Below are 23250 nucleotides of genomic sequence, written 5' to 3'. Positions count from 1 at the left end.
TGGAAATGATTGTCATCTAGCTGGCGGGGGCGGTCCTGGCGGTGTCGGCGGAAGTCGGCCCCGCCCCGGGCATCGGCAGCTCGAAATGGATGATCCCCTGGCCACCCCCGGGCAGTGCCCGCTCGTCGCACACCTCGCGGGCCAGCGAACGCCAGAAGGGCTCGGCGCCCGGCACGGCCGGATCGGTGTGCAGGTACAGGGCCTCGTAGCCACCGGCCCGCTCGGCGAACTCCACCAGCGCGCGCACCAGCCGGCGGGCCAGCCCGTGCCTGCGGTGCTCGGGGCGCACATAGATCCGGCAGAGCTGCGCCGTGGATCCGGAGGGAAAGCGGTCGGCGACCCACCGCGGATTGGGCGGCGACTGCGGGCCCCGGTCGCGCACGGCCCCGGTGGCGACGATGTCGCCCCGGTGCTCGACGACGAGCAGGGTGCAGCGCTCCGGGCGCAGATAGGCGGCGCCGGGGTCGATGACGTCGGCGTGCCAGCGGGGCACGTAACCGGACTTCAGATCGCGGTAGACGGTGTCGAGCATGACGGCCCGCGCACCGCCCAGGTCGTCGGCGGTGGCGGTGCGCAGGACGTATCCGGCGCCCTCGCGCCCCCCGGCCCCGTCGCGTCCGGCGGCCGGCTCCGCCGTCACCCGGGTCGCCGCCGTCGCCACCGGGGCCGCGCCGGACCGGTCGGCCACCGCCCCGGTCGTCACTGTGGTCGCGTGGGTCACCGGTACCGCTCCCGCCTCGTGGTGCACATCGCCTGCACGATCAGCGTACGTGCAAACGATGTGCACCAGACGGCGGCCCGCAGGTCAGCCGGTGCGGTAGTGCCGCAGGTCAGCCGGTGCGGTAGACCAGAGCGGTCGCGATGCCGGCGATGCCCTCGCCGCGGCCGGTGAAGCCGAGGCCGTCGGAGGTGGCGGCGGAGAGCGAGACGGGGGCGCCCACGGCGGCCGACAGCACCTTCTGGGCCTCCTCGCGCCGCTTGCCGATCTTCGGGCGGAGCCCGACGACCTGGACGGCGACGTTCCCGATCCCGAAGCCCTCCGCGCGGACGATCCGGGCGGCTTCGGTGAGCAGCGTGACCCCCGAGGCCCCGGACCACTCGGGGCGGCCGGTGCCGAAGTGCTGCCCGAGGTCGCCGAGGCCCGCGGCGGAGAAGAGCGCGTTGCAGGCCGCGTGCGCGACGACGTCGGCGTCCGAGTGGCCGGCCAGGCCCGGTCCCTCGCCCTCCCACTTCAGGCCCGCGCACCACAGCTCCCGCCCCTCCTCGAAGGCGTGGATGTCGGTGCCGATCCCGACGAGCGGGATGACAGGGGCGGGGCCTCCCGCGCCGGGGTTCTCAGAAACCATCGTTGGCCCTCCTGCGGGCGAGCACCGCTTCGGCCAGCACCAGGTCGAGCGGCCGGGTCACCTTGAACGCCTCCTCGTGGCCGGGGACGACGACCACCGGCGCACCGAGCCGTTCCACCATGCCCGCGTCGTCCGTGGCGCCGTCGCCGTCGACCGCCACCTCTGCGTGCGCCCGCACCAGCATGTCCCGCTCGAAGCCCTGCGGCGTCTGCACCGCGCGCAGCCTGGCCCGTACGGGAGTGGCGAGCACCGGCTCCGGCTCCCCGGGCGTCCCGGCGGGCTCGACCTCCTTGACGGTGTCCGCGACGGGCAGCGCGGGAACGACGGCGGGCGCTCCGTCCCGTACGGCGGCGGCGACCGCGTCCACCGTGTCGACCGGCACCAGGGGGCGGGCGGCGTCGTGGACCAGGACGACGGCCACGTCCTCGGGCAGCGCTTCGAGCCCCAGGCGCACGGACTCCTGGCGGGTCTCACCGCCCGGCACCACCAGGTAGTCGGTGCGCTCGGGCAGCGGGTGCTCGTCGAGGAGGTGCTTCACCTCGGGCGCGCCGTCCGGCGGGGCGACGACCACGACGAGGGAGACGGCCCGGGACGCGGCCATGGCGCGGATGGCGTGAATCAGCATGGGCGTGCCGCCGAGCGCCCGCAGGGCCTTGGGCGCGCCCGGCCCGAGCCGCACGCCGCGCCCGGCGGCGGGGATCACCGCGGCGGTACGGGGCGGGCGCGGCCGGTCGGTCGGGGGTGGCGTCGATGTCATCGGTTGCACTCCGAAGGTCCGAGAGGTCCGGGATGGTCCGAAGGATCCGAGGGGCCCGGGGGCCCCGGAGGCCCGGGGGGAAAGGTCCGAGGGTTCGGCAGGTTTGTTTCCACGACCGACATGGGTAGGGGCCCAGCGAGCCGGGCGGGACGCCCTGACTCGCACCGGGCCCCTTCCGTGACACCCGGTCGAGGACAGGTCGCACCGGGCGCTAATACGGCACCGGGGACCGCCACTCACCGGCGGTCGCCGCACACGCGGTTCGCACCGCGGGCACGAGGCGTGACAGGTGGTCGGGCACCGGATGACGATCCGGATCCGAACATGCCGCAGCGCCCGACGACACAGCGTGAAAACGGCTGGTCAGCGGGCACCGCGGCACATTCATACGACCGGTGCGATCCGGTTTCAGGACGCGAGGACCTCGTCGAGCAGAGCCTCGGCCTTGTCCTCGTTCGTGTTCTCCGCGAGGGCGAGCTCGCTCACCAGGATCTGGCGGGCCTTGGCGAGCATGCGCTTCTCTCCGGCGGAGAGACCGCGCTCGCGCTCCCGACGCCACAGGTCACGCACGACTTCGGCGACCTTGATGACATCGCCGGAGGCGAGCTTTTCGAGATTTGCCTTATAACGCCGGGACCAGTTCGTCGGCTCTTCGGCATACGGTGCGCGCAGCACCTCGAAGACCCGGTCCAGCCCGTCCTGCCCGACCACGTCGCGCACACCCACGAACTCCGCATTGTCCGCCGGCACACGAACCGTCAAGTCGCCCTGGGCGACCTTGAGCACCAAGTAGGTCTTGTCCACGCCTTTGATCTGGCGAGTTTCGATAGCCTCGATCAGCGCGGCCCCGTGATGGGGATAGACCACGGTGTCGCCAACCTTGAACGTCATGTGACAGGTACCCCTTCCGTGGCTATCCAGAGTAACACGAGAACGGCATCTCCTGAATGGCGTTTTCGCAGGTCAGGGCATATCTCGGGGCTTGACAACAGCGACACCGTCGTGCTGCGGAAGCCTTCCGGAGGGCGGTATTCGCAGGTCGGAGCCACTGTGCGCCCGGAGCGAAACATCCCCGTCACACGTCCCGGAAGCCCTACAGAAGAGGACGAAAGTCCCGTTTTGTCGGGTTCCGGATGGCGATCATTCCGTACTCCGTTCGGTGATCGCTCACCCGTGCGGACGTAACTGTCCGGCCGCAATGAAATTGATCAAGCCACGCGCCGCACGAAACGTTTCCGCCGCGAACACGATGCGAACGCGACGCGAACGTGAAGGACGAACGCGAAGGACGAAGAAGCCGGGAAGCGGAGAATGGTCCGGAAGGGCCGACGCGGGCGGAAGAATTGATCACACGGAATTTCCGAACGGCATCCGGCGTACCGGCCGGTAGAAACGCCTCGGGGCCACTTCGGCGGACCCGCCGCGCAAGCCGCCGGCGCCCGGCCCCACCCGCCTCGCGTCCCCCCGGGGAAGACCCTCGGCACCTAGGGGCGGGTCGGGTGCGGGGCGGACACGGCGGCTCGGTAGCCTAAGGCCGCTGACACACCCTTGGGGCGGGTTCACACGACCGCCCGACGACCGACGTCCGAAACCCGCAGTCCGACTCGTTCAAGGAGTTGCCGCCGCCGTGAGCCGCAGCCTTCGACACGGCGCTCTCGCCGCCACCGCCATCGCGTTCTCGATCGTCTCCCTGTCCGCCTGCGCGGCGGGAAACAACGCGGAGACACTCAAGATCAGGCCGGACAACCCGGCCACCTCGGTGGGCAGCATCAAGGTCCAGAACGTGAACGTGCTCACGCAGCCCGGAGGCGGCACGGACGGCCCCGCCGTCGTGGCCGCGACGCTGTTCAACGAAGGCACCGAGCGCGAGGTGCTGGAAGCGGTCACGCTGCCCGGCAGCGACGCCGAGGTGAAGCTCCGGGCCGCCGACGGCAAGGGGCCCATCGTGGTCCCGGCCGGCGGCCAGGTCATCCTCGGCGGCGAGGGCAACGCCGCCGCCGTGATCGAGAACGGACAGGCCGCACGCGACGGCGACGTCCGGCAGGTCGTCTTCAAGCTCAGCCGGACCGGCGACGTCGGCCTCGGCGCCAGCGTCTTCCCGGCCGAGGGCTTCTTCAAGGACTTCGGCCCCAGCCCCAAGGCGGAGGCGCCCGCGCCGAAGCCCAGCGGAACGCCGTCGGGCACCGCGTCCGGCGACGCGGAGGCCCCCGGCGCGACCGAGGGCGAGACGTCCGGCACGCCCGCGAACGGCGCGGGCGCCGAGGACGCCCAGGGCGGGACGGGAACGCAGGGCGAGGCGGGCGACGCCGCCTCGGTGCCCGCGGCCCACTGACGCGGCGGCTCCGGCCCCGTAACGCGGGCGCGCCGCCCCACCACCGCACCCAGCGGACAGCACGCGCGCCGAAGGGGCGCTTCCCGGCCGGGAAGCGCCCCTTCGGCACAGGCGGACCCGCGGTTTACGGCTCGAACTTGTACCCCAGGCCCCGCACCGTGACGAGATAGCGCGGAGCGCCCGGGTCGGGCTCGATCTTGGCGCGCAGGCGCTTCACGTGGACGTCGAGGGTCTTGGTGTCACCGACGTAGTCGGCGCCCCACACCCGGTCGATCAGCTGCATCCGGGTCAGCACCCGGCCGGCGTTGCGCAGGAGCATCTCCAGCAGGTCGAACTCCTTGAGCGGGAGGTCCACCTTGCCGCCGGAGACGGTGACCACGTGCCGGTCCACGTCCATCCGGACCGGTCCCGCCTCCAGGGCGGCCGGCGTGACCTCCTCCGGCTCCCCCCGACGGCGCAGGACCGCGCGGATGCGGGCGACGAGCTCCCGGGAGGAGAAGGGCTTGGTGACGTAGTCGTCGGCTCCTATTTCCAGGCCGACGACCTTGTCGATCTCGCTGTCCTTGGCGGTGACCATGATCACCGGGACGTTGGAGCGGCTGCGGAGCTGGCGGCACACCTCGGTGCCGGGCAGGCCGGGCAGCATCAGGTCGAGCAGGACCAGATCGGCGCCGTTGCGCTCGAACTCGTCCAGCCCGTCGGGACCGGTCGCCGCGATGGCGACCTCGAAACCTTCCTTGCGCAGCATGTAGGACAGGGCGTCGCTGAAGGATTCCTCATCCTCGACGACAAGCACTCGGGTCACGGAAGAGCCTCCGGGGCGGGGAAGGGGTCAAAGGTGTCGGTCTCGTACGGCCCCTCGTCGTCGCCGTTGACGATAAGCGGTCCGCCGGTGGTGCGCTCCCTCGCGACGCCCGATTCGGGCAGCCGGAGGGTGAAGGTGGAGCCCTGTCCCTCGGAGCTCCAGACGGTGACCTCCCCGCCGTGCGAGGCGGCCACGTGTTTGACGATGGCGAGGCCGAGACCGGTGCCACCGGTGGCCCGTGAGCGGGCCGGGTCGACGCGGTAGAACCGCTCGAAGACCCGCTCGCGGTCCTTCTCGGAGATGCCGATCCCCTGGTCGGTGACGGCGATCTCGATGAGGTCCCCGCCCGGTGACGCCATGCGGCGTGCCGCGATGCCGACGCGGGTGTGGGCGGGGCTGTAGTTGACGGCGTTCTCGACGAGGTTGCCGAGTGCGCCGACGAGCTGTCCGCGGTTGCCCCAGACCGTGAGGCCCTCGGCTCCGGCGGAGGCCATGGTGATCTGCTTCGAGCCGGCCTGCTGGCGGCAGCGGTCGATCGACTCGGCGATCAGCGTCTCCACCTTGACCGGCTCGGCGTCCTCCAGCGGGTCGTCGTTCTGCACCCGGGAGAGGTCGATGAGCTCCTGGACGAGGTTGGTCAGCCGGGTCGCCTCGATCTGCATCCGCCCGGCGAACCGCTCCACCGCCTCCGGATCGTCGGAGGCGTCCATGACCGCCTCGGAGAGCAGGGAGAGCGCTCCGGTCGGCGTCTTGAGCTCGTGGCTGACGTTGGCGACGAAGTCGCGCCGCACCGCTTCTATCCGGCGGGCCTCGGTGAGGTCCTCGACGAGCAGCAGGACCAGCCGGGAGCCCAGCGGCGCCACCCGGGCCGATACGGCGAGGGTGTCCCCCCGGCCCGTACCGCGCCGGGGCAGGTCCAGTTCGCCCTGGCGTATCTCGCCGTCCCGCCGGGTGTCCCGGGCCATGTTGAGCATGGGCTCGACGGCCAGTCGGCCGCCTCTGACCAGGCCCAGGGCGTACGCCGCCGAGCTGGCCTTCACCACCCCGTCGCTCTCGTCGAGGACCACGGCGGAGGAGCTGAGGACGGAGAGGACGGTGTCCACTCCGGGGGGCAGGGCCGCGTTGCCGTCCGGCCGCAGTGACGTACGCGTGGGCCGTTTCAGGTCGCGTTCGCTCCAGCGGAACGCCAGCATGGCGATCACACCGGTCAACAGCCCGGCGATCGCTGCAGCTGCGGCGACCGCCGCGTTCACGTCCATGCTTCAAGGTTATGCGGGTGCGAGGACACTCTCCCAGCCGTCCGAGTGCCATCTCGAACACTCGTCGCCCAGAGTTCACTGAGGGGTAGGAGCCGGTTCACTTAGGGGGCCGGATACGGACGCGTTGCGCCCCCACCGTGTAACCGTGGGGGTCGGTCCGAGACCCCGGCCTCAGTTTGGAACTGGAGAGGGACTTCCCATGCGCGACGCTTACCACGAGGAACTCGATTCGATCGGCGAGGGCCTGGTCGAGATGGCCCGGCTGGTCGGCTCGGCGATCGGCCGGGCGACCACGTCCATGCTCGACGCCGACCTGACCCTGGCGGAGAACGTGATCGCCGGAGACCAGAAGGTCGACGACCTCCAGCACGAGCTGGAGGCCCGCGCCATCGCGCTCCTGGCCCGCCAGCAGCCGGTGGCGACCGACCTGCGCATCGTGGTGACCTCGCTGCGGATGAGCGCGGACCTGGAGCGCTCGGGCGACCTCGCCCAGCACGTGGCGAAGCTGGCCCGGCTGCGCTTCCCGCAGACGGTGGTCCCGCACGACCTGCACGCCACCATTCTGGAGATGGGCCAGCTCGCCCAGCGTCTGATGGCGAAGGCGGCCGAGGTCATCATCACCAAGGACGTCGATCTGGCGCTCCAGCTGGAGCAGGACGACGACGAGATGGACCTGCTGCACCGCACGCTGTTCCAGCACCTGATGGACGACCGCTGGAAGCACGGCATCGAGACGGCCGTCGACGTGACGCTGCTGGGCCGCTACTACGAGCGCTTCGCGGACCACGCGGTGTCGGTCGCCAAGCGCGTGGTCTACCTGGTGACGGGGGAGCACGCGGACGAGATCCAGGCGGCGGCCCCGGTCGAGGGAGCGTGACGGCCGCACCCGTACGGCGGTGACACCGGCCGCACCGGGTACGGCGGTGACACCGGCCGCACCGGGTACGGCGGTGACACCGGCCGCGCCGGTACGGCGGTGGCGTACCGGCACGGTCGGTGTACCGGCGTACCCCCGCGCATCTCCGGCGTACGCGAGTCGCACTTACGTTCCTGCGCGTGTGCGCCGTTGATGCGCCCGCCGGAGCGGGCATGCAATGGAGGTTGGGAGCGGCGCACCATGCCGACCGCCGCCCCAGCCGTACGCCCTGAGGAGGGACCATGGCCGATTCCCCCATGACCGAACCCCAGCAGGAGAACCCGACCGAAGTGGTGCACCTGACCGTGCTCGGCGCCTGCGGCTGCGGGTCGGGCTGTGGGTGCGGCTGCCAGTCCGGCGCCCCGTGCCAGTGCGGCGGCTGATCCGCGCCGCGTACGGACCGGCGGCGCCCGCCCGGGATTCTCTTCCGGGCGGGCGCCGCCGTTTCGCGTACCGGCGCCCCGGTCAGCCGGCCCGCTCGACCGCCGCCACGGGCGCGGCCTCCGGCTCGGCCTGGTCGGGCCGTGCCTCGGCCGGGACGGGCGCGGGCTCGGGCAGGGCGTCCGCCACCGCGTGGTCCTCCCGCGGCAGGTTGCGCATCAGCAGCCAGTAGCCGCCTCCCGCGACCGTGCCGATCACCGCGCAGGCGCCCCAGAGCCAGGCGGCGCCGTAGTTGTCGATCACGAAGCCGGACATCAGGGGCGCGACCAGCGCGGCCACCGACCAGGACATCGTGTACATGCCCTGGTAGCGGCCCCGGCCCCGGGCGGGCGACAGCTGCACGACCAGGCCCGTCTGGGTGGGCGCGTTGACGATCTCGGCGAGGGTCCAGACGCACACCGTCAGGGCGTACAGCGCGACCGACCCGGCGAACGCCGTCAGCCCGAAGCCGTAGCCGGCGAGCAGCGAGGAGATGATCAGCAGCCGACGCGGATCACGGTGCTGGAGGAAGCGGGTGACGGGGATCTGGAGCACGACGATCAACACGCCGTTCACGAAGATGGCGGTGCCGAAGTCGGAGCTGGAGAGCCCGTCCCGCACCATGGCCACCGGCAGTCCCACGTACCCCTGCTGGAAGACCAGCGCCACCAGGAACGACAGCCCCACGACCCCCATGAAGCGCCCGTCGCGCAGGACGGTGGAGAGCCGCACCTCGTCCTTGGGCCGCTTGCCGCCGACGGCCGGCACCGGGGCCTGCTCGGGGCGGGACTCGGGCACCTTCACGAAGACGACGACCGCGCAGACCAGTGTCATCAGGGCCTCGCCGATGAAGCAGGCGAGATAGCTGTACTCCGCGATGAATCCGGCGCCGGCGGAGGAGATGGCGAAGCCCAGGTTGATGGCCCAGTAGTTCAGGGAGAAGGCCCGCACCCGGTCCTTCGGCTCCACGATGTCCGCCATCATCGCCTGGACGGCGGGGCGCGAGGCGTTGCTCGCCATCCCGACGAAGAACGCCACGGCGGCGATGGCGAAGGGGTGCACCATGAAGCCGAGCACCAGCACGGACACCGCGGTGGAGAGCTGGGCGATCAGCATGGTGGGGCGCCGCCCGAGCCGGTCGGTCATCACGCCCGCGCCGAGCGAGGAGACGACCCCGCCGAGCCCGTGGAGGGCGGCGACGAGCCCGGCGTACGAGGCGGAGTAGCCCCGGTCCAGGGTCAGGTACAGGGCCATGAACGTCGCGACGAACGCCCCGAGCCGGTTGACCAGCGTGCTGGTCCACAGCCACCAGAACTCGCGGGGCAGCCCGGAGACGGTCTCGCGGGCGGCGGTTCGCAGGCCGGCGACGGACATAAGGATTCCCCCCATGGGACATACGGAACGAGGGCCCCGGGACGGACGCCCGACGACGTTCGAGACGTTACGAAGCCCGGCTCCCCACCCGCCACCGGATTGACGGCTGCCGTCAAACGTCCCGCCGCCGAACACGCCCGGCCGGGAGCTGTCCGCTCTACGGGCGGGCGCGCGGAGGCCGTACGGGTTCGATTACGCTCGGACTCATGGCCGACGCACCGTACAAGCTGATCCTCCTCCGCCACGGCGAGAGCGAATGGAACGCGAAGAACCTGTTCACCGGCTGGGTGGACGTGAACCTCACCGAAAAGGGCGAGAAGGAAGCAGTCCGCGGAGGTGAGCTGCTCAAGGACGCCGGTCTGCTCCCCGACGTCCTGCACACCTCCCTCCAGCGCCGCGCGATCCGGACCGCCCAGCTGGCCCTGGAGTCCGCCGACCGCCTCTGGATCCCGGTCCGCCGCTCCTGGCGCCTGAACGAGCGCCACTACGGCGCGCTCCAGGGCAAGGACAAGGCGCAGACGCTCGCCGAGTTCGGCGAGGAGCAGTTCATGCTGTGGCGCCGCTCGTACGACACCCCGCCGCCGCCCCTGGACCGCGACGCCGAGTACTCCCAGTTCGACGACCCGCGCTACGCGACCCTCCCCCCGGAGCTGCGCCCGGACACGGAGTGCCTGAAGGACGTCGTCGTCCGCATGCTCCCGTACTGGTTCGACAGCATCGTCCCGGACCTGCTCACGGGCCGCACGGTCCTGGTCGCCGCCCACGGCAACAGCCTCCGCGGCCTGGTGAAGCACCTGGACGGCATCTCGGACGAGGAGATCTCGGGCCTCAACATCCCGACCGGCATCCCGCTCTCCTACGAGCTCGACGCCGACTTCAAGCCGCTGAAGCCGGGCGGCACGTACCTCGACCCGGACGCGGCGAAGGCCGCCATCGAGGCCGTGAAGAACCAGGGCAAGAAGAAGTAGCCTCCCCTCTTCCGGGCGGAGCCCCCCGCCCGTGGACGGTCCACTCGTCCACGGGCGGGGGGCTTCTTCCCGCCTCAGGTGCTCCGGTGGCGGTGGACCGGGGCATCGAGCCGGCGTGCGGGGCCCGGGGGCCTTCGTTCAGCCGGTGCCGCCCGTGTCCACGACCCCGCTCTCGTCCGGGGGCCGCACGTCCAGGGGCTCGTCGAAGGCGCTGAAGGACGTGACGCTGTCGAACTCGGCGTCCTTGTAGACGCGCACGTGCCCTTGAGGTCGGTCACCAGGTGGCCGGACCAGTCATCGCCGCCGGTCATCTGGATGACCGTGTCCATGGTCACCGACTTCAGGCCGCTCATCGCCTCGTTCGCGTCCTCAAGCAGCTGGTCGGCGGAAAGCTCCTCCGACGTGCCGCTGCCGGTGCAGCCGGTCACCGCGGCGCCCATGATCAGGCAGGCCAGCACGGCCGTCCCAGCGGTCGATCTCTTCGGCACAAGGCCCCCCGGAGTTTTCGATCATGCTAGGGGCTGCCCCGTAAGGGGCGCCCACACAGCGGCGGGAGGGCGGCGCGTGGACGTACCGGGGTTTCAGAGGGGTTTGCGCCATACGGAGATATGCCGACCGGAGTCCTGGGTGAACGGTGACCCGTTCCAGTCCTCGACGCGGCGTTCCCGGTCGAGCCCGGCGATGCGCGCCATCAGATCGAGTTCCGCCGGCCAGGCGTAGCGGTGCCGGGAGGCTCCTCGGCGGTAACGGCCGTCGTCGCCGTCCCGGGTGAAGTGGTGGGAGACCAGGATCTGTTCGACCAGGTCGAAGGTGTCGAAGCCGAGGTGCCGCTCGGAGACGTCGAACGGCACCGCCGCCTGCCCGGGCGGCAGGCACCGCAACGGCGGTACCTCCAGCTCGATGACGAACCGGCCGCCGGGCGCCAGATGACGGGCCGCGTTGCGGAAGCACGCGACCTGCTCGTCCTGGGTGAGCAGGTTCGAGATGGTGTTGTAGACGAGGTAGACGAGGGTGAACTCGCCGGGGACGACGGTGGTGGCCATGTCCCCGATGACCACCGGGAGGGTGTCCTCGTCGACCTTGCGGCGGAGTACCGCCGCCATGGGTTCGGACAGTTCGATGCCCACCACCGGCACGCCGCGTTCCCGGAGCGGCACGCCCACCCGTCCGGTGCCGATGGCGAACTCCAGGGCCGGTCCCTCACCGGCGAGGTCGGCGAGGAAGGCGAGGGCCGGTCCGAGAGCGGCGGGCGAGGAGTTCTCCGCCTCCTCGGTGTCGTAGCGGTCGGCGGTCGCCCGGGTCCACAGTTCACTGCTGGTCATGAACGGGCACTCTGCCCCGAGTTCCGTGTCCTGTCGACGGAATTGGCGCCGGCCGGCCCCGCACAGCGGCGCGTCGGCGTTGTCAGTGCCCTCTGCCACGATGGTGCTCATGGCGACCTACCTGCTCACCGACATCGAACGGGCGCTCCGCGCCAGTTGGAGCGCGGAGACCTGCACCCCGGAGTACCGGGACCGCTGGAATCCGGGCAATCCGGCACGGGACCAGTGCGGGGTGACCGCCATGGTGCTCAACGATCTGCTCGGCGGTGAGCTGATCCGGGGCGAGGTGCATGTCGACGGGGTGCGCACCGACTACCACTGGTGGAACCGCCTGGGCGCCGGCGTGGACATCGACCTGACCCGGGAGCAGTTCGGGCCGGAGGAGGTCGTGGTGGGCGGTGACGTCATAGTCCGGCCGCCCGTGAGCGAGTGGCGGCGGCTCCAGGAGGAGTACGCGCTTCTGCGTGACCGGGTGGCACAGAGGCTCGGCCGGGACTGAGGCGCTGTATCGATTCGTGACCCGGCCGGGCAGGCCGAAACGCCCCTCGTACGCACTACGGTGAGCCCATGCCGTCCGTGTGCTTCCAGAGCAGGGAGATCGAGGAGAGCGATCATGGGTGAGTCTCTGAAGACCTTCGTCGGCGGTACCGAGGTCGAGGTGCCCAACAGCATCCCGGACATCCGTGCCGCGCTGCCCGAGGAGAGACGCGAGGAATTCGACCTCGCGATCAACGACGCCGGCGTGCACGAGATCCAGGCCGTCATGCGGCACTGGATGCTGGAGGCCGTCCCCGATCCCGAGGCCGAGAAGATCCTGGACCGGCTGGCGCAGGACGAGGCCGAGAGGCGGAGCGTCGCTTGAGCTTCCGCATCTCCTACGCACCGCCCGCCGACGACACCCTGGCCAAGATGCGCGACGGTGAGTCCTTCCGGAACGAGATGGCGCGCACCCTCGGCAGGGAGCCGTACGGCCACGCCTCCTCCGCAGTCAAGGGTGAAGAGGACCGGCGCGAGGCGACCGTCTCCGGGGCCATCGTCCTCTACTACGTCTCCCGTTCCGTCCTGACACTCACCGTCGTCCGCCTCGTCCCCCTGCCCTGACCGCCCCCGGCCGAAGCGGCGGCGAGGGGCGAGGGGCGCCTACGCGTACGGCCGGTACGCACGGCCGGTACGGACGGACGTACGCGAAAGCCTGTCGTCCCGCCCGCGCCGCCACACCGCCCCGCCCAGTCCGTGCCGTGCGGGTGGCACCGGGCGGTGCCGGACCCTGCCGTCAGGCGTCGGGCGAGCGCTCGATCACGTGGCTGAACGCGTCCAGGTTCCGCGTGGACTCGCCGCGCGACACCCGCCACGCGTACTCCTTGCGGATCGAGCTCGCGAAACCGAGCTCCAGGAGGGTGTTGAACGCCCCGTCGGCCGCTTCGAGCACCACGCCGAGCAGCCGGTCCAGCTCCTCGGCGGTGACCACCGACAGCGGCAGCTTGCCGACCAGGTAGACGTCGCCGAGCGAGTCGATCGCGTAACTCACCCCGAACAGCCGGAGGTTGCGTTCCAGCAGCCAGCGGTGCACCCCGGCGCCGTTCTCGTCGGGGTGCCGCACGACGAACGCGTTGAGGGAGAGCGAGTGCTTGCCGACGATCAGCGAACAGGTCGTCGACAGCTTGCGGGTGCCGGGCAGCGTCACCACATAGTTGCCGCGTCCCGGGCTCTCCCATACGAGCCCGGCGTCGTTCAGCGTCGCCTCGATGACCTGGGCCGCTGCTGTCTCGTCCGCTACGTCAGCCATACAGCGAGCGTACGACAGCGGCGCGCCTCGCACGGGCACGGGACCGGCGGCACGGGACCGGCGGCAAGCGCCGCGGTCGCCCCCGGGTCAGCCGTGGTGCGCGCGGGCCCGGCGGCGGTGGTCGCAGAGCGCCGCCGTGTACACGTCGGCGGTCGCCGAGGCGGCCGTGTCCCAGCCGAAGGACTGGGCGTGCGCCGCGGCGGCCGCCCCCATCCGCTCGACCAGCTCCGGCGCGTCCGCGAACCGCCCGAGCGCCTGGGCGTACGCCTCCGGCTCGTGTCCGGGCACCAGGAAGCCGCTGCTCCCGTCGCGCACCGCCACGGGCAGCCCGCCCACGGCCGCGGCGATCACCGGAGTGCCGGCCGCCTGTGCCTCTATGGCGACCAGGCCGAAGGACTCGCTGTACGACGGCATGACCAGCACCGACGCGGCGCGGAACCAGTCCGCGAGCCGGTCCTGGCCCACCGGCGGGTGGAACCGCACGACGTCGGCGATGCCCAGGCGGGCGGCCAGCTTCTGCAGGCCCTCGGGCTTGGCGAGTCCGCTGCCGCTCGGCCCGCCGACCACCGGCACGACGATGCGGGACCGCAGGGACGGGTCCCGGTCCAGGAGCACGGCCACCGCGCGCAGCAGCACGTCCGGGGCCTTCAACGGCTGGATGCGGCCCGCGAAGAGCGGGATCAGCGCGTCCTGCGGCAGGCCGAGGCGGGCGCGCGCGGCGGCGCGGGCGGACGGCGCGTCCCGTGGACGGAGCTTGTCGGAGCCCTTGGGGAAGGGGCGGAAGCGGTCCAGATTGACGCCGGGGTGCACGACGGCGACCCCGGCGGGGTCCGCGTCGTAGAAGCGGACGAGCTCGTCGGCCTCCTCGGCGGTGTTGGCGATCAGCCGGTCGGAGGCGTTCACGATCTGGGTCTCGCCGATGACCCGGGCGGCCGGCTCGGGGGTGTCGCCCCGGGCGAGCGCGGCGTTCTTGACCTTGGCCATGGTGTGCATGGCGTGCACGAGGGGGACGCCCCAGCGCTGGGCGGCGAGCCAGCCGACCTGGCCGGAGAGCCAGTAGTGGGAGTGCACGAGGTCGTAGTAGCCGGGGCGCTGACCGGCCCACGCCTGCATCACGCCGTGCGTGAAGGCGCAGAGCTGGGCGGGCAGCTCCTCCTTGGCGAGACCTTCGTACGGGCCGGCGTCGACGTGCCGGACCAGGACGCCGGGGGCCAGCTCGACGACGGGCGCCAGCGAGCCGTTGGTGGCCCGGGTGAAGATCTCGACCTCGATGTCGATGGCGGCGAGGCGCGTGGCCAGCTCGACGATGTAGACGTTCATCCCGCCCGCGTCGCCCGTGCCGGGCTGGTGGAGCGGGGACGTGTGGACGGAGAGCATCGCGATGCGGCGCGGCTTGCGGGAGGCGCCGGAGAAGCCCCCGGGGAACCTCAGGCGCGCGGCCGTCCGGGTGGAGCCGAGCCGGGAGACGTACTGGCTCACCTCGTCGGTCCTCCTCATTCGGGGCATGCCGTGAAGAGGGCGCGGTCCCTCCGAAGGGCGAGAACAGTGGAATCCCGCCTTTCATTTCCGCTTTGCCAAATCATTACGTTGCCGGGCGGCGCGTCGTGCGACCCGGGCGCCGCACCGGGTATCCGCCCCTCCCCGCCCCGTCGCATACGCTCGACCCATGCGCCAGCGCCCCATCGGCACCGCCACCCGCGGGACCACCAACCCGAACCGGCTGCGCCGCATGGACCGCTGGATCGCCGACGCGCACGGGCCGGCCCTGCGCCGCGCCGGGCGGCCCGTGGCGGTCGATCTCGGGTACGGGGCCGCCCCCTGGACCGCCGTCGAGCTGCTGGGCCGCCTGCGCACCGCCGAGCCGCGGACCGTGGTGGCGGGCATCGAGATCGACCCGGAGCGGGTCGCCGCCGCGCAGCCGTACGCCGGGGAGGGCCTCACGTTCGCGCACGGCGGCTTCGAAATCCCCCTGGACGTCCGGCCCCTGCTCATCCGGGCGGCGAACGTGCTGCGCCAGTACGACGAGGACCAGGTGGCCGAGGTCTGGGCGCGACTGCGCTCCCGGCTCGACCCCGAAGGTCTCCTGGTGGAGGGAACGTGCGACGAGATCGGCCGGCGGCACGTCTGGGTGGCGCTGGGGCCCGAGGGCCCGCGCACGGTCACCTTCGCGACCCGCCTCGGCTCGCTGGAGCGCCCCTCGGACCTCGCGGAACGCCTGCCGAAGGCACTGATCCACCGCAACGTGCCGGGTGAGCCGGTCCACGCGTTCCTGCGGGACTTCGACCGGGCCTGGGCGTCGGCCGCCCCGTACGCCTCGCTCGGCGCACGGCAGCGCTGGATCGCGGCGGTGCGGGCGGTGGCGGCCGACTGGCCGGTGGTGGACGGGGTCCGGCGGTGGCGGCAGGGCGAGATCACCGTGCGGTGGGACGCACTGCGGCCCCACGTCCGCTGAACGTTGCCCGGAAGGGCAGAATTACGCTGTCCCGGGAACGCCGCGGGGGCACCGTTCGTCCCAGTGGGAGGATGGCGCACCAGGGGGCGGCGCACCAGGGACGGCACCGGTGGAGAGCGGCGTGGCGAGGGGACGCGGCTCCGTGCGGGCCGAGGGGGAGGAATCATGACGAAGTGGCCCGGTGGGGGCGGTATGTGACGCGGCGGGTGCCGTCGGCCTCTGTTGCTTTACGGGGCGACATGGCACGATCGCGACGCTGCCGAAAAGTTACTGACGGTAAGTCACGTCTGCGATGTCCGGCTTCCGTTTCCGTCCCCCGCTCACCGTACACACCGCTTTGGCCCCATCAGCGGCCTTCGCCGACTCTGTTGCGATCAACGTCCTTTTGTCATCTTGTCGCCTTCGCCCGGAGACGGGCCGGAGGAACCACCCGGAGGGGGAGCTCGTGAACCGACGCCACTGCGCCACTGCCGCCATCACGCTGGTCTGTGCGCTGGCCCTGCTGACGTCCACGGGCCAGGCCGCGGCCGCCCCGGTGCCGGACCCGTCCCCCTCGTCCTCCTCCCCCGCCGGCTCGCCGCCCCGCTACTCCAACGCGGACCTCGAAGAGGTCCGCCAGCAGATCGAGACGCTGTACCGGAAGGCGGGCGCGGCGACGGACGCGTACAACCTCGCCGAGGAGCAGACGAAGAAGCAGTCCGGCGAGATCGTGAAACTGGCCAAGGCCATCGTCGACGGCCAGGCGCGCATCACCGTGCTGAAGGACCAGGCCGGGGCCCAGGCCCGGGAGCAGTACCGCAGCGGCGGCCTGCCGCCCGGCGCGCAACTGGCCCTGAGCAGCGACCCGAAGCTCTTCCTCGACGGGATCAACAAGGTCCGCCAGAGCCAGCAGGCGTCCAAGTCGCTCCTGACCGACCTGAACCAGACGCAGGAGGACCTGGAGACGTACACCCAGGACGCCAGCGCCAACTGGGAGAAGCTGGAGACGAACCGGGTCAAGCAGGCCAAGGCCAAGAAGAAGATCAACGCCCAGATCAAGGCGGCGGAGAAGCTCGAATCACGGCTGGAGACGACCGAGCGCGAGCGGCTCCGCCGACTGGAGAGGGACGCCGCGGACAGGGCACAGGCCGCCTGGCTCTCCTCCGGTGCGGTCAAGGACGTCAGCGGCGAGGCGAGCGAGAGCGGCGCGGCGGCGGTGGCCTTCGCGACCGCGCAGATAGGCAAGCCGTACGTCTGGGGAGCCGAGGGCCCCGGTTCGTACGACTGCTCGGGGCTGACCTCGCAGGCGTGGCTGGCGGCGAAGCGGCCGATCCCGCGCACCTCGCAGGAGCAGTGGCGGCTGCTGCCGCGCATCGACATCCAGGACATGCGCCCCGGCGACCTGATCATCTACCACGCCGACGCCAGCCACGTCGGGATGTACGTCGGCGACGGCGCGATAGTCCACTCCCCGCGCCCCGGCCGCCATGTCACTCTGGCGGGTGCCGGGTCGATGAAGATCCTCGGCGTGGTCCGCCCCGACAAGTAGCACCGGCCCGGACAGCGGGGCCGCCTGTCCCGGGCCCTGGCAGGCGGGACCTCGCGATCAGGCCACACCGCCCGTGGTGGCGCGTGATGTTTGTCATGGGCGCTTACGCGCCGGCCTGGCGGCCCATCGCGCCGGATCCGTGTCGGGACGCGGCTTATGACGGCGCATATGACGGGGTCCGTTCCCGGTGCGCCATTCCGTTCCCCCGCCGCGTACCGCTATCGTCCCCGACTGGCGGATCGTCGATCGTCGACCCGCCGGGCCCTCGGGGGGAGGGAAGGAAACCCGAACCGATGCCCGTACCCGAACCTCGGCAGCGATCCGTTCCCGCCGCGGAGACCTCGCACGGCGACCTGACCCTGCTGGTGATCGAGGGCGACCCGGCGGGCACCGCCATCACCGTCCCCGAGCTGTCGGCAGCCGCCGGAACCCGGGTCCGTGTCCGTACCGCCCGCAATCTCACCGAGGCCGCGCGGCTGCTCACCGACGACGTCGACTGCATCCTGCTTGACCTCGCGCTGCCGGTCACCGGTGCCGCACCCGGCGCGCCGCCCATCGCCGACGCCGGGGCCCCGCGCACCGGGACGCCCGGCGGCGGGCCACGGCCCGAGCCCGTCTCCGAGCGGGCCGACGAGCTGGCGGCGCTCACCCATGTGCTCCGCCTGGCGCCGCTGCACGCGGTCCTGGCCCTGACCGCGCAGGACGACACGGAGCTGGCGACCGAGGCCGTACGCGTCGGGGCGCAGGACTACCTCTTCCGCGGCGAGCTGGACGCGCGCGTCCTGAGCCGTGCCATCCGGTACGCGGTGGAGCGCAAGCGCGCCGACATCGCCCAGCACCAGCTGACCGAGTCCCGGCTGCGTGCCCAGGAGAACGCCCGCCTGGAACGGGGCCTGCTCCCCACCCCGCTGCTGGACGGCTCCGGCCTGAGCTTCGCCGCCCGCTACCGCCCCGGACGCAGCCGGGCCCTCCTCGGCGGCGACTTCTACGACGTCGTCCGCACCCCGGACGGCACGGTGCACGCGATGATCGGCGACGTCTGCGGCCACGGTCCGGACGAGGCGGCGCTCGGCGTCGAGCTGCGGATCGCCTGGCGGGCGCTGACCCTGGCCGGGCTGTGCGGGGACGAGCTGCTCTCCACGCTCCAGCAGGTGCTGGAGCACGAGCGGCAGAGCGAGGAGATCTTCGCGACGCTCTGCACCGTCGACATCGCGCCCGACGGGCGTCGGGCCGGACTCTGCCTGGCCGGACATCCCGCGCCGCTGCTCGCCCGCCACGGCCGGCCCGCGGGTCTGCTCCCGTACGAGGACGGCGGACCGGCCCTGGGGCTGCTGCCCCGGGCCCGGTGGTCGCGCCGTCAGGTCGAGCTGGGCCCCGCCTGGAGCCTGATGATGTACACGGACGGGCTCATCGAGGGCCGCGTGGGGACCGGCGGCAGCGAGCGGCTCGGCCAGGACGGCATGGTCGCGATGATCAACACCCGGCTGGAGCAGGGTCTGGCGGGCGAGGAACTGCTGGAGGCGGCCGTCGCCGAGGTGCGGGAACTGAACGGCGGCGAGCTGACCGACGACGTGGCGGTCCTGCTGCTGGGCCGCGATCCGCAGCGGATACGACGATGGGGCGGCAGCGCACCGCGCTCCCACCCCGCGTCCGTCGACCGTCCGCCGCGCCCGCCCGTGAGGGCGGCGAGGGCTCAGCGCCCGCCGTTGTAGGGGCCGTACGGGCCGTCACTGCTGGAGCCGCCCTTGCGGCCACCGCCGCCGCCCGAGACCGCCTTGAGCGCGGGACGCACGTCGACCATGAACACGATCGACGCGACCACACCCGCGAGCTGCAGGAAGAGCAGCGGGATCAGCAGGTTCACGGCGACGGCGACACCGAGGATCACCAGCCAGAAGGACTTCTTCTTCTTGTCGGCGGCACGGTAGGCGTCCTCACGGGCGGTCGCCGCGAAGACGAACGCGACCACGGCCAGCACCAGCATCGCCAGATAGAGCAGCTGGAGGAGCGAGCCGAACGCTGAGAGCAACATGGTGTGTACCGCCTAGTGAGTGGATGAGCGCCCCCGGCCGGGAGGGCCAAGGTACCGGGACAACGAGCCGGCCACCCGTAAAGGTGCCCGCCCCGTGTCCCGGTCACGCGTACCGCATTCGGAAGGACCCGTGGGGGTCACTCGCCGGCGGGCGGCGGGGTCTTCCTGGCCGCGGGCTTGCGCGGCGCGGGCGTCTTCTTGGCGGGCGCGGCCTTGGCCTCGGCGGACTTCGCCGACGCGCCGGGCGCGGCCTTCGTCGCGGCGGGCTTCGCCGGGGCGGCCTTCGCCTCGCTCTTGGGCTCGTTCTTGGGCTCGGCCTCGACCACGGCGGCGATCTCGATGATCTCCTCGGCCGTCTCCCCGCGCCAGGTCCGTACGGTCTGCTCGCCGTGCTCGGCGACCTTCTCGTACGCCTCCCGGGCCTTGATCGCGTACTCGGCGGCCACGCCCACGCTGCGGAGAGCCAGGTCCTGCGCGTTCTCGCCCAGCTTCTTCAGGTCGGCGGCGTCGAAGGAGCCGAACACCTCGGTGACCTTCGCCTGCACGGTGGCCTGGGCCTCCTTGGCCTGCGTGGTCACCTTCTCCTGCACGACCTTGGGGTCGGTGTTGCGCACGGCGTCGATCCGCTCCGGCGCCTCGGCCCGCAGCTGATCGATCAGCGCCGGGACCTTGCGCGCCTGCTGCACGGCCAGGTCGGCCGTACCGGCGGCGAAGTAGAGGGGCGTGGGGTCGGTGAGGGTCTTGCGCAGGTCATCGGTGATGGCCATGACTGTGGTCCTCCCGGATCATCAGAACCAGCTGCTAGCTGTGAGGGTCGTGGTCTTGGGTGACATCCGTCCCGGCGTCGCCGCCGGGGCCGGGGCCGGCATCGCCGGCCGCGTCGGCGCCCGCGGCGGTTTTCGCTTCCGCCTCCGCGTCCGCATCCGGCCGGGGGACGAATCCGTTCTCGCGGCGGAAGGAGTCGTAGATCTGCAGCAGAACGTTCTTCTGCCGCTCGTTGATCGACGGATCGGCCAGAATGACCGCCCGCGTCTCCAGCTCCTCCCGCTCCCGCTCGTCGAGGATCCCCGCACGTACGTACAGGGTCTCGGCCGAGATCCGCAGCGCCTTGGCGACCTGCTGGAGCACGTCGGCGCTGGGCTTGCGCAGACCACGCTCGATCTGGCTGAGATACGGGTTCGACACCCCTGCGGCATCGGCGAGCTGCCGCAGGGAGAGCTGCGCCGCACGGCGCTGCTCCCGCAGGTACTCACCGAGATCGCCGACGTTGAGTGATGCCATACCTCGATACTGCATCACCCTTGCTAACTTTTGCAAGCACATGCTTGCAAAAGTGTCGTGTGCCACGCCCCCGGCTCCCGTGTGACTCGCAGCGACGACTGTCACTTCGCGGGGACTTCTGTCACCGGTCGGCCGTAGTCGCCGAGTGGCAGTCCCCCAAGCCCTGACTGTGTGAGCCACTAGGTTGGCGTGCGTGGAGACACGGGGGCAGAGGTATCGGTATGTGGGGCCGGCCGAGCTGAAGGAGTTCGTCCGGGCGGGTGGTGAGGGGCGGAGCATCCGCTCGGCGGCGGACTTCGGCGAGTGGGTCTCGGCGCTGCCCCTGGACGAGTCGGCCGAGCCGTTCACGTTCGTCGTCGATGGCGCCGGGGTGCTGCGACTGGCTCCGCGCCGCAGTGAGCACGTGGTGTGCGCCGGCGGCGGAGAGGTCCTGAGCGCCGGTGAGATGAGCTTCCGCGAGGAGTCCGGGCGGTGGGCGGTCGAGGAGGTCAGCAACCAGTCGACCGGCTACTGTCCGGACACCAGCTCATGGCCCGCGTTGGCCGAGGCTCTGGACCGGATCGGGATCCCTCGACCGCCCGGATTCACGCACGAGGTCGTCTTTCGCCGATGCCACTCCTGCCGGGAGCTCGGCATCGTGCGGGAGAAGGACTTCGTATGCGTCTTCTGCGGCGAGGAGCTGCCTCAGGAGTGGAACGTCGGTGAGCCCGGGTGACTGGTCAGACCGCGAAGATCGCATCGCCTTGCGAGTGCGGCGGCATGGCGGTGCGGCAGGTGAACCAGTTCCTCCTTCACGATGAGTTGTGGTGGGATGCGGAGTTCTCCTGCGGGTCCTGTAACACCCGCCTGTGCGAACACGCTGGCCCGGGACCAGCACCTGATGACGTCTGGGAGGGCGCGGCGTCGGATGCGGTGCATCGCAAGGTGGAGGGGCACCCGCATACCGGATGTCTGTGGATGGTCCGACAACGCGGCGAGGTGCCGTAGCTGTCGTCGTGCGCCCGCCAGGGATCACGGGACAGCCCTTAGCTTGTTTTTTGCCTCCCATGGCTCTGCGGTGACTGCTGATAGCAGCAGCGGATGCTCTAGGGCCAAACTGTGATGGCGGCGGTTGGGATGAGAGCGCCCGTGAGGGAGAGGAGCCAGTAGCGGGGTGCGGTGAGTCGGGTTCGGCGGGCGAGGGGTCGGTTGGCGATCCACCAGAGGACGGCGCTCGCAGCGATCATGGGGCCGAAGAAGAGAAGTACCGCATTCGGACTGTCGTCTTGCTCGTTGTTCGGAATTCTCGTCGTCAACCCCATGTCGGCGAGCGGCCAGTTCGACAGCAGAAACCAGAGCATCAGCACGGGCACGATGGCTGGGATGCCCAGGAGCAAATTGATGCCGAGTGGTGTGTACCAACGTCTGGTCATGGTCCCCCTCGATCCTGGACTGCGACGACATCGCAGCCCCCTCAACACCCACGAAGCTCACTTATGCTTCCACTTCGAGCCTGCACCGCCGCCCGAATCTCCGCGACGCCCTCCACCCAACCACAGGCGATGTCCGCGCTCACCGACAACAACCGTCAACTCCCGACGACAGATCCGCGACGGGGTTCGGTGCCGACCTTGTGGTGGAAAAGGCGGCTGTACGCCTCGCTGGTGGCGAAGACCCTGCCCACGTCGTGCCGGGTGGCGGGGTGGCGATTCTTCGAGCCCGGTTACCAGACTCACGACCACGGCCTTCGCGCTGTTCCTGCGCCTCTGTGACGGAGCACAGGAACAGACGAAGGCCGCCGACGTGTCCGCTGAACTGCGAGAAGGTCGATCAAGTTCGAGGCTCGTTCGACGCCAGACCGTGAATGAGGGGCTTGAGGGTTGCCCCGTCAAGCTTCCCCGCCCGCCTCTGGGCCCGCTGCCGCCGGAGCTCCCCCTACTCAACCACACCACCGTCGACCGGAGTTGCGTCACCGGTCATCGAGCCCGAGCGCCTGCGACATGAGGGGTCTCAGTCGTCATCGGAGATCGGGAACATCTCGGCGTAGGGGTCCGCTTCGCCGGTCAAGGGGTCCAGTCCGGCGACGAGCCGGCGGCGCTGCTCACGCCAGCTGACGAAGGCTCCGGGACGTCCCCAGAGCGACGCGTCACCGAGCGGGCATTCGTCGAACTCCGCGAGCATCATGCGCGTGAGGAACTTGACCATGCCACAGTCAAAAATCGCCCACCGGGACTCTCCGTAGGAAACCTGGCGCCGCCATGCCACCACAGGCCAGTTGTCCGGGTCCGAGTCGGTCATGAGCCAAGCCAGCTCGTTGGCGTTGCAGCCAGTCCCCCACGACAGCACGGTCTCTGGGCCGGCGGATACGCCTGGCACGCCCCCCTCCGCCTCCCACACCCGGCGAAGTCCCTCGCTCATGCCCCCGATGTGGCAGTCGCTCAGGTCGGGAACATCGACGGGCAGTGGCGGAAGGATGATCAGTTCCTCGATGTCACCCACGCCATAGGTGTCCATGAAGGACATGTAGTCGCTCGGCAACCCGGTGCCCAACGCGGCCTCCGCGGCCGTCCAGTCCACTCGCTCTTCACCCCGGTGCCCCAAGGGGACGATTCCGATCAAAGCCTCTACATCAGGATGGGTGGTCATGATTCAGACTCCATGAGCGTGGTGGCCGCTCACCCTAACCCGAGCGC

At 71.1% G+C, this 23250-nt stretch carries 26 protein-coding genes; 11 read left to right on the top strand and 15 right to left on the bottom strand.

The annotated features are described in order from the left end of the window. Positions 1 to 16 precede the first annotated feature (16 nt). The 4 genes from ACIQMU_RS27305 to ACIQMU_RS27290 all read right to left on the bottom strand — a co-directional run bounded on the left by ACIQMU_RS27305 (position 17) and on the right by ACIQMU_RS27290 (position 2994). Positions 17 to 640, bottom strand: coding sequence for a GNAT family N-acetyltransferase (locus ACIQMU_RS27305; protein WP_352243616.1), 624 nt, complete (start codon positions 638 to 640; stop codon positions 17 to 19). 190 nt (positions 641 to 830) lie between these two features. Further along, positions 831 to 1346, bottom strand: coding sequence for a 2-C-methyl-D-erythritol 2,4-cyclodiphosphate synthase (gene ispF / locus ACIQMU_RS27300; RefSeq protein WP_352243585.1), 516 nt, complete (start codon positions 1344 to 1346; stop codon positions 831 to 833). Next, on the bottom strand, positions 1336 to 2103 hold the full coding sequence (gene ispD, locus ACIQMU_RS27295; RefSeq protein ID WP_402689904.1) for a 2-C-methyl-D-erythritol 4-phosphate cytidylyltransferase: 768 nt from the start codon (positions 2101 to 2103) through the stop codon (positions 1336 to 1338). Before ispD ends, ispF begins: the two co-directional genes overlap by 11 nt. A 408-nt stretch (positions 2104 to 2511) precedes the next feature. Then, on the bottom strand, positions 2512 to 2994 hold the full coding sequence (locus ACIQMU_RS27290) for a CarD family transcriptional regulator (RefSeq protein ID WP_003953493.1): 483 nt from the start codon (positions 2992 to 2994) through the stop codon (positions 2512 to 2514). Between the two features lie 736 nt (positions 2995 to 3730). On the opposite strand from ACIQMU_RS27290, the gene ACIQMU_RS27285 reads away from it, so the two are divergent. Next, positions 3731 to 4435, top strand: coding sequence for a DUF461 domain-containing protein (locus ACIQMU_RS27285; RefSeq protein WP_402689903.1), 705 nt, complete (start codon positions 3731 to 3733; stop codon positions 4433 to 4435). A 124-nt stretch (positions 4436 to 4559) separates the two neighbouring features. On the opposite strand, the gene ACIQMU_RS27280 is transcribed toward ACIQMU_RS27285, so the two are convergent. Both ACIQMU_RS27280 and ACIQMU_RS27275 read right to left on the bottom strand, forming a co-directional pair. Continuing rightward, on the bottom strand, positions 4560 to 5240 hold the full coding sequence (locus ACIQMU_RS27280) for a response regulator transcription factor (protein WP_003968183.1): 681 nt from the start codon (positions 5238 to 5240) through the stop codon (positions 4560 to 4562). Beyond that, entirely contained in the window at positions 5237 to 6499 is a 1263-nt protein-coding gene (locus ACIQMU_RS27275) for an ATP-binding protein (protein WP_352243582.1), read from the bottom strand. The genes ACIQMU_RS27280 and ACIQMU_RS27275 overlap by 4 nt, the downstream gene beginning before the upstream one ends. A 199-nt stretch (positions 6500 to 6698) precedes the next feature. Between ACIQMU_RS27275 and phoU the strand changes: the two genes are divergently transcribed. Both phoU and ACIQMU_RS27265 read left to right on the top strand, forming a co-directional pair. Then, positions 6699 to 7376, top strand: coding sequence for a phosphate signaling complex protein PhoU (gene phoU, locus ACIQMU_RS27270; RefSeq protein WP_352243581.1), 678 nt, complete (start codon positions 6699 to 6701; stop codon positions 7374 to 7376). A gap of 281 nt (positions 7377 to 7657) precedes the next feature. Next, complete coding sequence (locus ACIQMU_RS27265) at positions 7658 to 7798, top strand: hypothetical protein (protein WP_352243580.1); 141 nt, start codon at positions 7658 to 7660, stop codon at positions 7796 to 7798. A gap of 82 nt (positions 7799 to 7880) precedes the next feature. Here ACIQMU_RS27265 and ACIQMU_RS27260 read toward each other — a convergent pair whose 3' ends face one another. Then, the gene (locus ACIQMU_RS27260) at positions 7881 to 9209 is read right to left on the bottom strand and encodes an MFS transporter (protein WP_352243615.1); all 1329 of its coding nucleotides are present in this window, start codon (positions 9207 to 9209) and stop codon (positions 7881 to 7883) included. Positions 9210 to 9415: 206 nt separating this feature from the next. Between ACIQMU_RS27260 and ACIQMU_RS27255 the strand changes: the two genes are divergently transcribed. After that, positions 9416 to 10177, top strand: a complete 762-nt coding sequence (locus ACIQMU_RS27255) for a phosphoglyceromutase (protein ID WP_018959814.1) — start codon at positions 9416 to 9418, stop codon at positions 10175 to 10177. A gap of 581 nt (positions 10178 to 10758) precedes the next feature. On the opposite strand, the gene ACIQMU_RS27250 is transcribed toward ACIQMU_RS27255, so the two are convergent. Next, positions 10759 to 11499: a class I SAM-dependent methyltransferase gene (locus tag ACIQMU_RS27250; protein ID WP_352243579.1), complete on the bottom strand. Its 741-nt coding sequence runs from the start codon at positions 11497 to 11499 to the stop codon at positions 10759 to 10761. 109 nt (positions 11500 to 11608) lie between these two features. Here ACIQMU_RS27250 and ACIQMU_RS27245 point away from each other — a divergent pair, with 109 nt between their 5' ends. From ACIQMU_RS27245 to ACIQMU_RS27235, 3 genes are all read left to right on the top strand, one after another. After that, positions 11609 to 11998 (top strand): hypothetical protein, encoded by a 390-nt coding sequence (locus tag ACIQMU_RS27245; RefSeq protein ID WP_352243578.1) that lies wholly within the window; start codon positions 11609 to 11611, stop codon positions 11996 to 11998. Between the two features lie 114 nt (positions 11999 to 12112). Further along, a complete protein-coding gene (locus ACIQMU_RS27240; RefSeq protein ID WP_352243577.1) occupies positions 12113 to 12361 on the top strand; it encodes a hypothetical protein in 249 nt (82 codons plus the stop codon). Continuing rightward, a complete protein-coding gene (locus ACIQMU_RS27235; RefSeq protein ID WP_352243576.1) occupies positions 12358 to 12600 on the top strand; it encodes a hypothetical protein in 243 nt (80 codons plus the stop codon). The genes ACIQMU_RS27240 and ACIQMU_RS27235 overlap by 4 nt, the downstream gene beginning before the upstream one ends. A 172-nt stretch (positions 12601 to 12772) precedes the next feature. Here the strand turns inward: ACIQMU_RS27235 and ACIQMU_RS27230 are convergent, their stop codons facing one another. Both ACIQMU_RS27230 and mshA read right to left on the bottom strand, forming a co-directional pair. Further along, positions 12773 to 13285, bottom strand: a complete 513-nt coding sequence (locus ACIQMU_RS27230; RefSeq protein ID WP_352243574.1) for a YbjN domain-containing protein — start codon at positions 13283 to 13285, stop codon at positions 12773 to 12775. A gap of 87 nt (positions 13286 to 13372) precedes the next feature. Then, entirely contained in the window at positions 13373 to 14764 is a 1392-nt protein-coding gene (gene mshA / locus ACIQMU_RS27225) for a D-inositol-3-phosphate glycosyltransferase (RefSeq protein WP_352243573.1), read from the bottom strand. A gap of 187 nt (positions 14765 to 14951) precedes the next feature. On the opposite strand from mshA, the gene ACIQMU_RS27220 reads away from it, so the two are divergent. The 3 genes from ACIQMU_RS27220 to ACIQMU_RS27210 all read left to right on the top strand — a co-directional run bounded on the left by ACIQMU_RS27220 (position 14952) and on the right by ACIQMU_RS27210 (position 18977). After that, the gene (locus ACIQMU_RS27220) at positions 14952 to 15737 is read left to right on the top strand and encodes a class I SAM-dependent methyltransferase (RefSeq protein ID WP_352243572.1); all 786 of its coding nucleotides are present in this window, start codon (positions 14952 to 14954) and stop codon (positions 15735 to 15737) included. 445 nt (positions 15738 to 16182) lie between these two features. Next, a complete protein-coding gene (locus ACIQMU_RS27215; protein WP_402689902.1) occupies positions 16183 to 17265 on the top strand; it encodes an NlpC/P60 family protein in 1083 nt (360 codons plus the stop codon). A gap of 293 nt (positions 17266 to 17558) precedes the next feature. Further along, positions 17559 to 18977 carry a fused response regulator/phosphatase gene (locus ACIQMU_RS27210; RefSeq protein WP_352243570.1) on the top strand — a complete coding sequence of 473 codons (1419 nt, stop codon included), beginning with the start codon at positions 17559 to 17561 and terminating at the stop codon, positions 18975 to 18977. Here the strand turns inward: ACIQMU_RS27210 and ACIQMU_RS27205 are convergent. The 3 genes from ACIQMU_RS27205 to ACIQMU_RS27195 form a co-directional block, all read right to left on the bottom strand. After that, positions 18959 to 19297, bottom strand: a complete 339-nt coding sequence (locus tag ACIQMU_RS27205) for a DUF2516 family protein (RefSeq protein ID WP_352243569.1) — start codon at positions 19295 to 19297, stop codon at positions 18959 to 18961. The two genes, ACIQMU_RS27210 and ACIQMU_RS27205, sit on opposite strands and share 19 nt — an antisense overlap. Before the next feature lie 137 nt (positions 19298 to 19434). Beyond that, complete coding sequence (locus ACIQMU_RS27200) at positions 19435 to 20064, bottom strand: hypothetical protein (RefSeq protein WP_402689901.1); 630 nt, start codon at positions 20062 to 20064, stop codon at positions 19435 to 19437. Between the two features lie 34 nt (positions 20065 to 20098). Then, on the bottom strand, positions 20099 to 20578 hold the full coding sequence (locus ACIQMU_RS27195; RefSeq protein ID WP_352243567.1) for a helix-turn-helix transcriptional regulator: 480 nt from the start codon (positions 20576 to 20578) through the stop codon (positions 20099 to 20101). Positions 20579 to 20771: 193 nt separating this feature from the next. Here ACIQMU_RS27195 and ACIQMU_RS27190 point away from each other — a divergent pair, with 193 nt between their 5' ends. Beyond that, positions 20772 to 21293, top strand: a complete 522-nt coding sequence (locus ACIQMU_RS27190) for a hypothetical protein (protein ID WP_402689900.1) — start codon at positions 20772 to 20774, stop codon at positions 21291 to 21293. A 370-nt stretch (positions 21294 to 21663) separates the two neighbouring features. Here ACIQMU_RS27190 and ACIQMU_RS27185 read toward each other — a convergent pair whose 3' ends face one another. Beyond that, the gene (locus ACIQMU_RS27185) at positions 21664 to 21990 is read right to left on the bottom strand and encodes a hypothetical protein (protein ID WP_352243565.1); all 327 of its coding nucleotides are present in this window, start codon (positions 21988 to 21990) and stop codon (positions 21664 to 21666) included. Between the two features lie 577 nt (positions 21991 to 22567). Further along, positions 22568 to 23203 carry a hypothetical protein gene (locus tag ACIQMU_RS27180; protein ID WP_352243564.1) on the bottom strand — a complete coding sequence of 212 codons (636 nt, stop codon included), beginning with the start codon at positions 23201 to 23203 and terminating at the stop codon, positions 22568 to 22570. Positions 23204 to 23250: the final 47 nt, after the last annotated feature.

Source organism: Streptomyces sp. NPDC091649 (assembly GCF_044756785.1).
Lineage (GTDB): Bacteria > Actinomycetota > Actinomycetes > Streptomycetales > Streptomycetaceae > Streptomyces.
The sequence above is the reverse complement of the archived record's forward strand: the minus strand, read 5'-3'. Positions and strand labels throughout refer to the sequence as shown.

What these genes read in the sequence shown, in the direction of transcription:
- ACIQMU_RS27200 (WP_402689901.1), bottom strand. Translation starts at nt 20,064, where the DNA reads ATGGCCATCACCGATGACCTGCGCAAGACCCTCACCGACCCCACGCCC.
- ACIQMU_RS27220 (WP_352243572.1), top strand. Translation starts at nt 14,952, where the DNA reads ATGCGCCAGCGCCCCATCGGCACCGCCACCCGCGGGACCACCAACCCG.
- ACIQMU_RS27180 (WP_352243564.1), bottom strand. Translation starts at nt 23,203, where the DNA reads ATGACCACCCATCCTGATGTAGAGGCTTTGATCGGAATCGTCCCCTTG.
- ACIQMU_RS27290 (WP_003953493.1), bottom strand. Translation starts at nt 2,994, where the DNA reads ATGACGTTCAAGGTTGGCGACACCGTGGTCTATCCCCATCACGGGGCC.
- ACIQMU_RS27230 (WP_352243574.1), bottom strand. Translation starts at nt 13,285, where the DNA reads ATGGCTGACGTAGCGGACGAGACAGCAGCGGCCCAGGTCATCGAGGCG.
- ACIQMU_RS27260 (WP_352243615.1), bottom strand. Translation starts at nt 9,209, where the DNA reads ATGTCCGTCGCCGGCCTGCGAACCGCCGCCCGCGAGACCGTCTCCGGG.
- ispF (WP_352243585.1), bottom strand. Translation starts at nt 1,346, where the DNA reads ATGGTTTCTGAGAACCCCGGCGCGGGAGGCCCCGCCCCTGTCATCCCG.
- ACIQMU_RS27255 (WP_018959814.1), top strand. Translation starts at nt 9,416, where the DNA reads ATGGCCGACGCACCGTACAAGCTGATCCTCCTCCGCCACGGCGAGAGC.
- phoU (WP_352243581.1), top strand. Translation starts at nt 6,699, where the DNA reads ATGCGCGACGCTTACCACGAGGAACTCGATTCGATCGGCGAGGGCCTG.
- ACIQMU_RS27250 (WP_352243579.1), bottom strand. Translation starts at nt 11,499, where the DNA reads ATGACCAGCAGTGAACTGTGGACCCGGGCGACCGCCGACCGCTACGAC.
- ACIQMU_RS27265 (WP_352243580.1), top strand. Translation starts at nt 7,658, where the DNA reads ATGGCCGATTCCCCCATGACCGAACCCCAGCAGGAGAACCCGACCGAA.
- ispD (WP_402689904.1), bottom strand. Translation starts at nt 2,103, where the DNA reads ATGACATCGACGCCACCCCCGACCGACCGGCCGCGCCCGCCCCGTACC.
- ACIQMU_RS27195 (WP_352243567.1), bottom strand. Translation starts at nt 20,578, where the DNA reads ATGGCATCACTCAACGTCGGCGATCTCGGTGAGTACCTGCGGGAGCAG.
- ACIQMU_RS27210 (WP_352243570.1), top strand. Translation starts at nt 17,559, where the DNA reads ATGCCCGTACCCGAACCTCGGCAGCGATCCGTTCCCGCCGCGGAGACC.
- ACIQMU_RS27275 (WP_352243582.1), bottom strand. Translation starts at nt 6,499, where the DNA reads ATGGACGTGAACGCGGCGGTCGCCGCAGCTGCAGCGATCGCCGGGCTG.
- ACIQMU_RS27240 (WP_352243577.1), top strand. Translation starts at nt 12,113, where the DNA reads ATGGGTGAGTCTCTGAAGACCTTCGTCGGCGGTACCGAGGTCGAGGTG.
- ACIQMU_RS27245 (WP_352243578.1), top strand. Translation starts at nt 11,609, where the DNA reads ATGGCGACCTACCTGCTCACCGACATCGAACGGGCGCTCCGCGCCAGT.
- ACIQMU_RS27185 (WP_352243565.1), bottom strand. Translation starts at nt 21,990, where the DNA reads ATGACCAGACGTTGGTACACACCACTCGGCATCAATTTGCTCCTGGGC.
- ACIQMU_RS27205 (WP_352243569.1), bottom strand. Translation starts at nt 19,297, where the DNA reads ATGTTGCTCTCAGCGTTCGGCTCGCTCCTCCAGCTGCTCTATCTGGCG.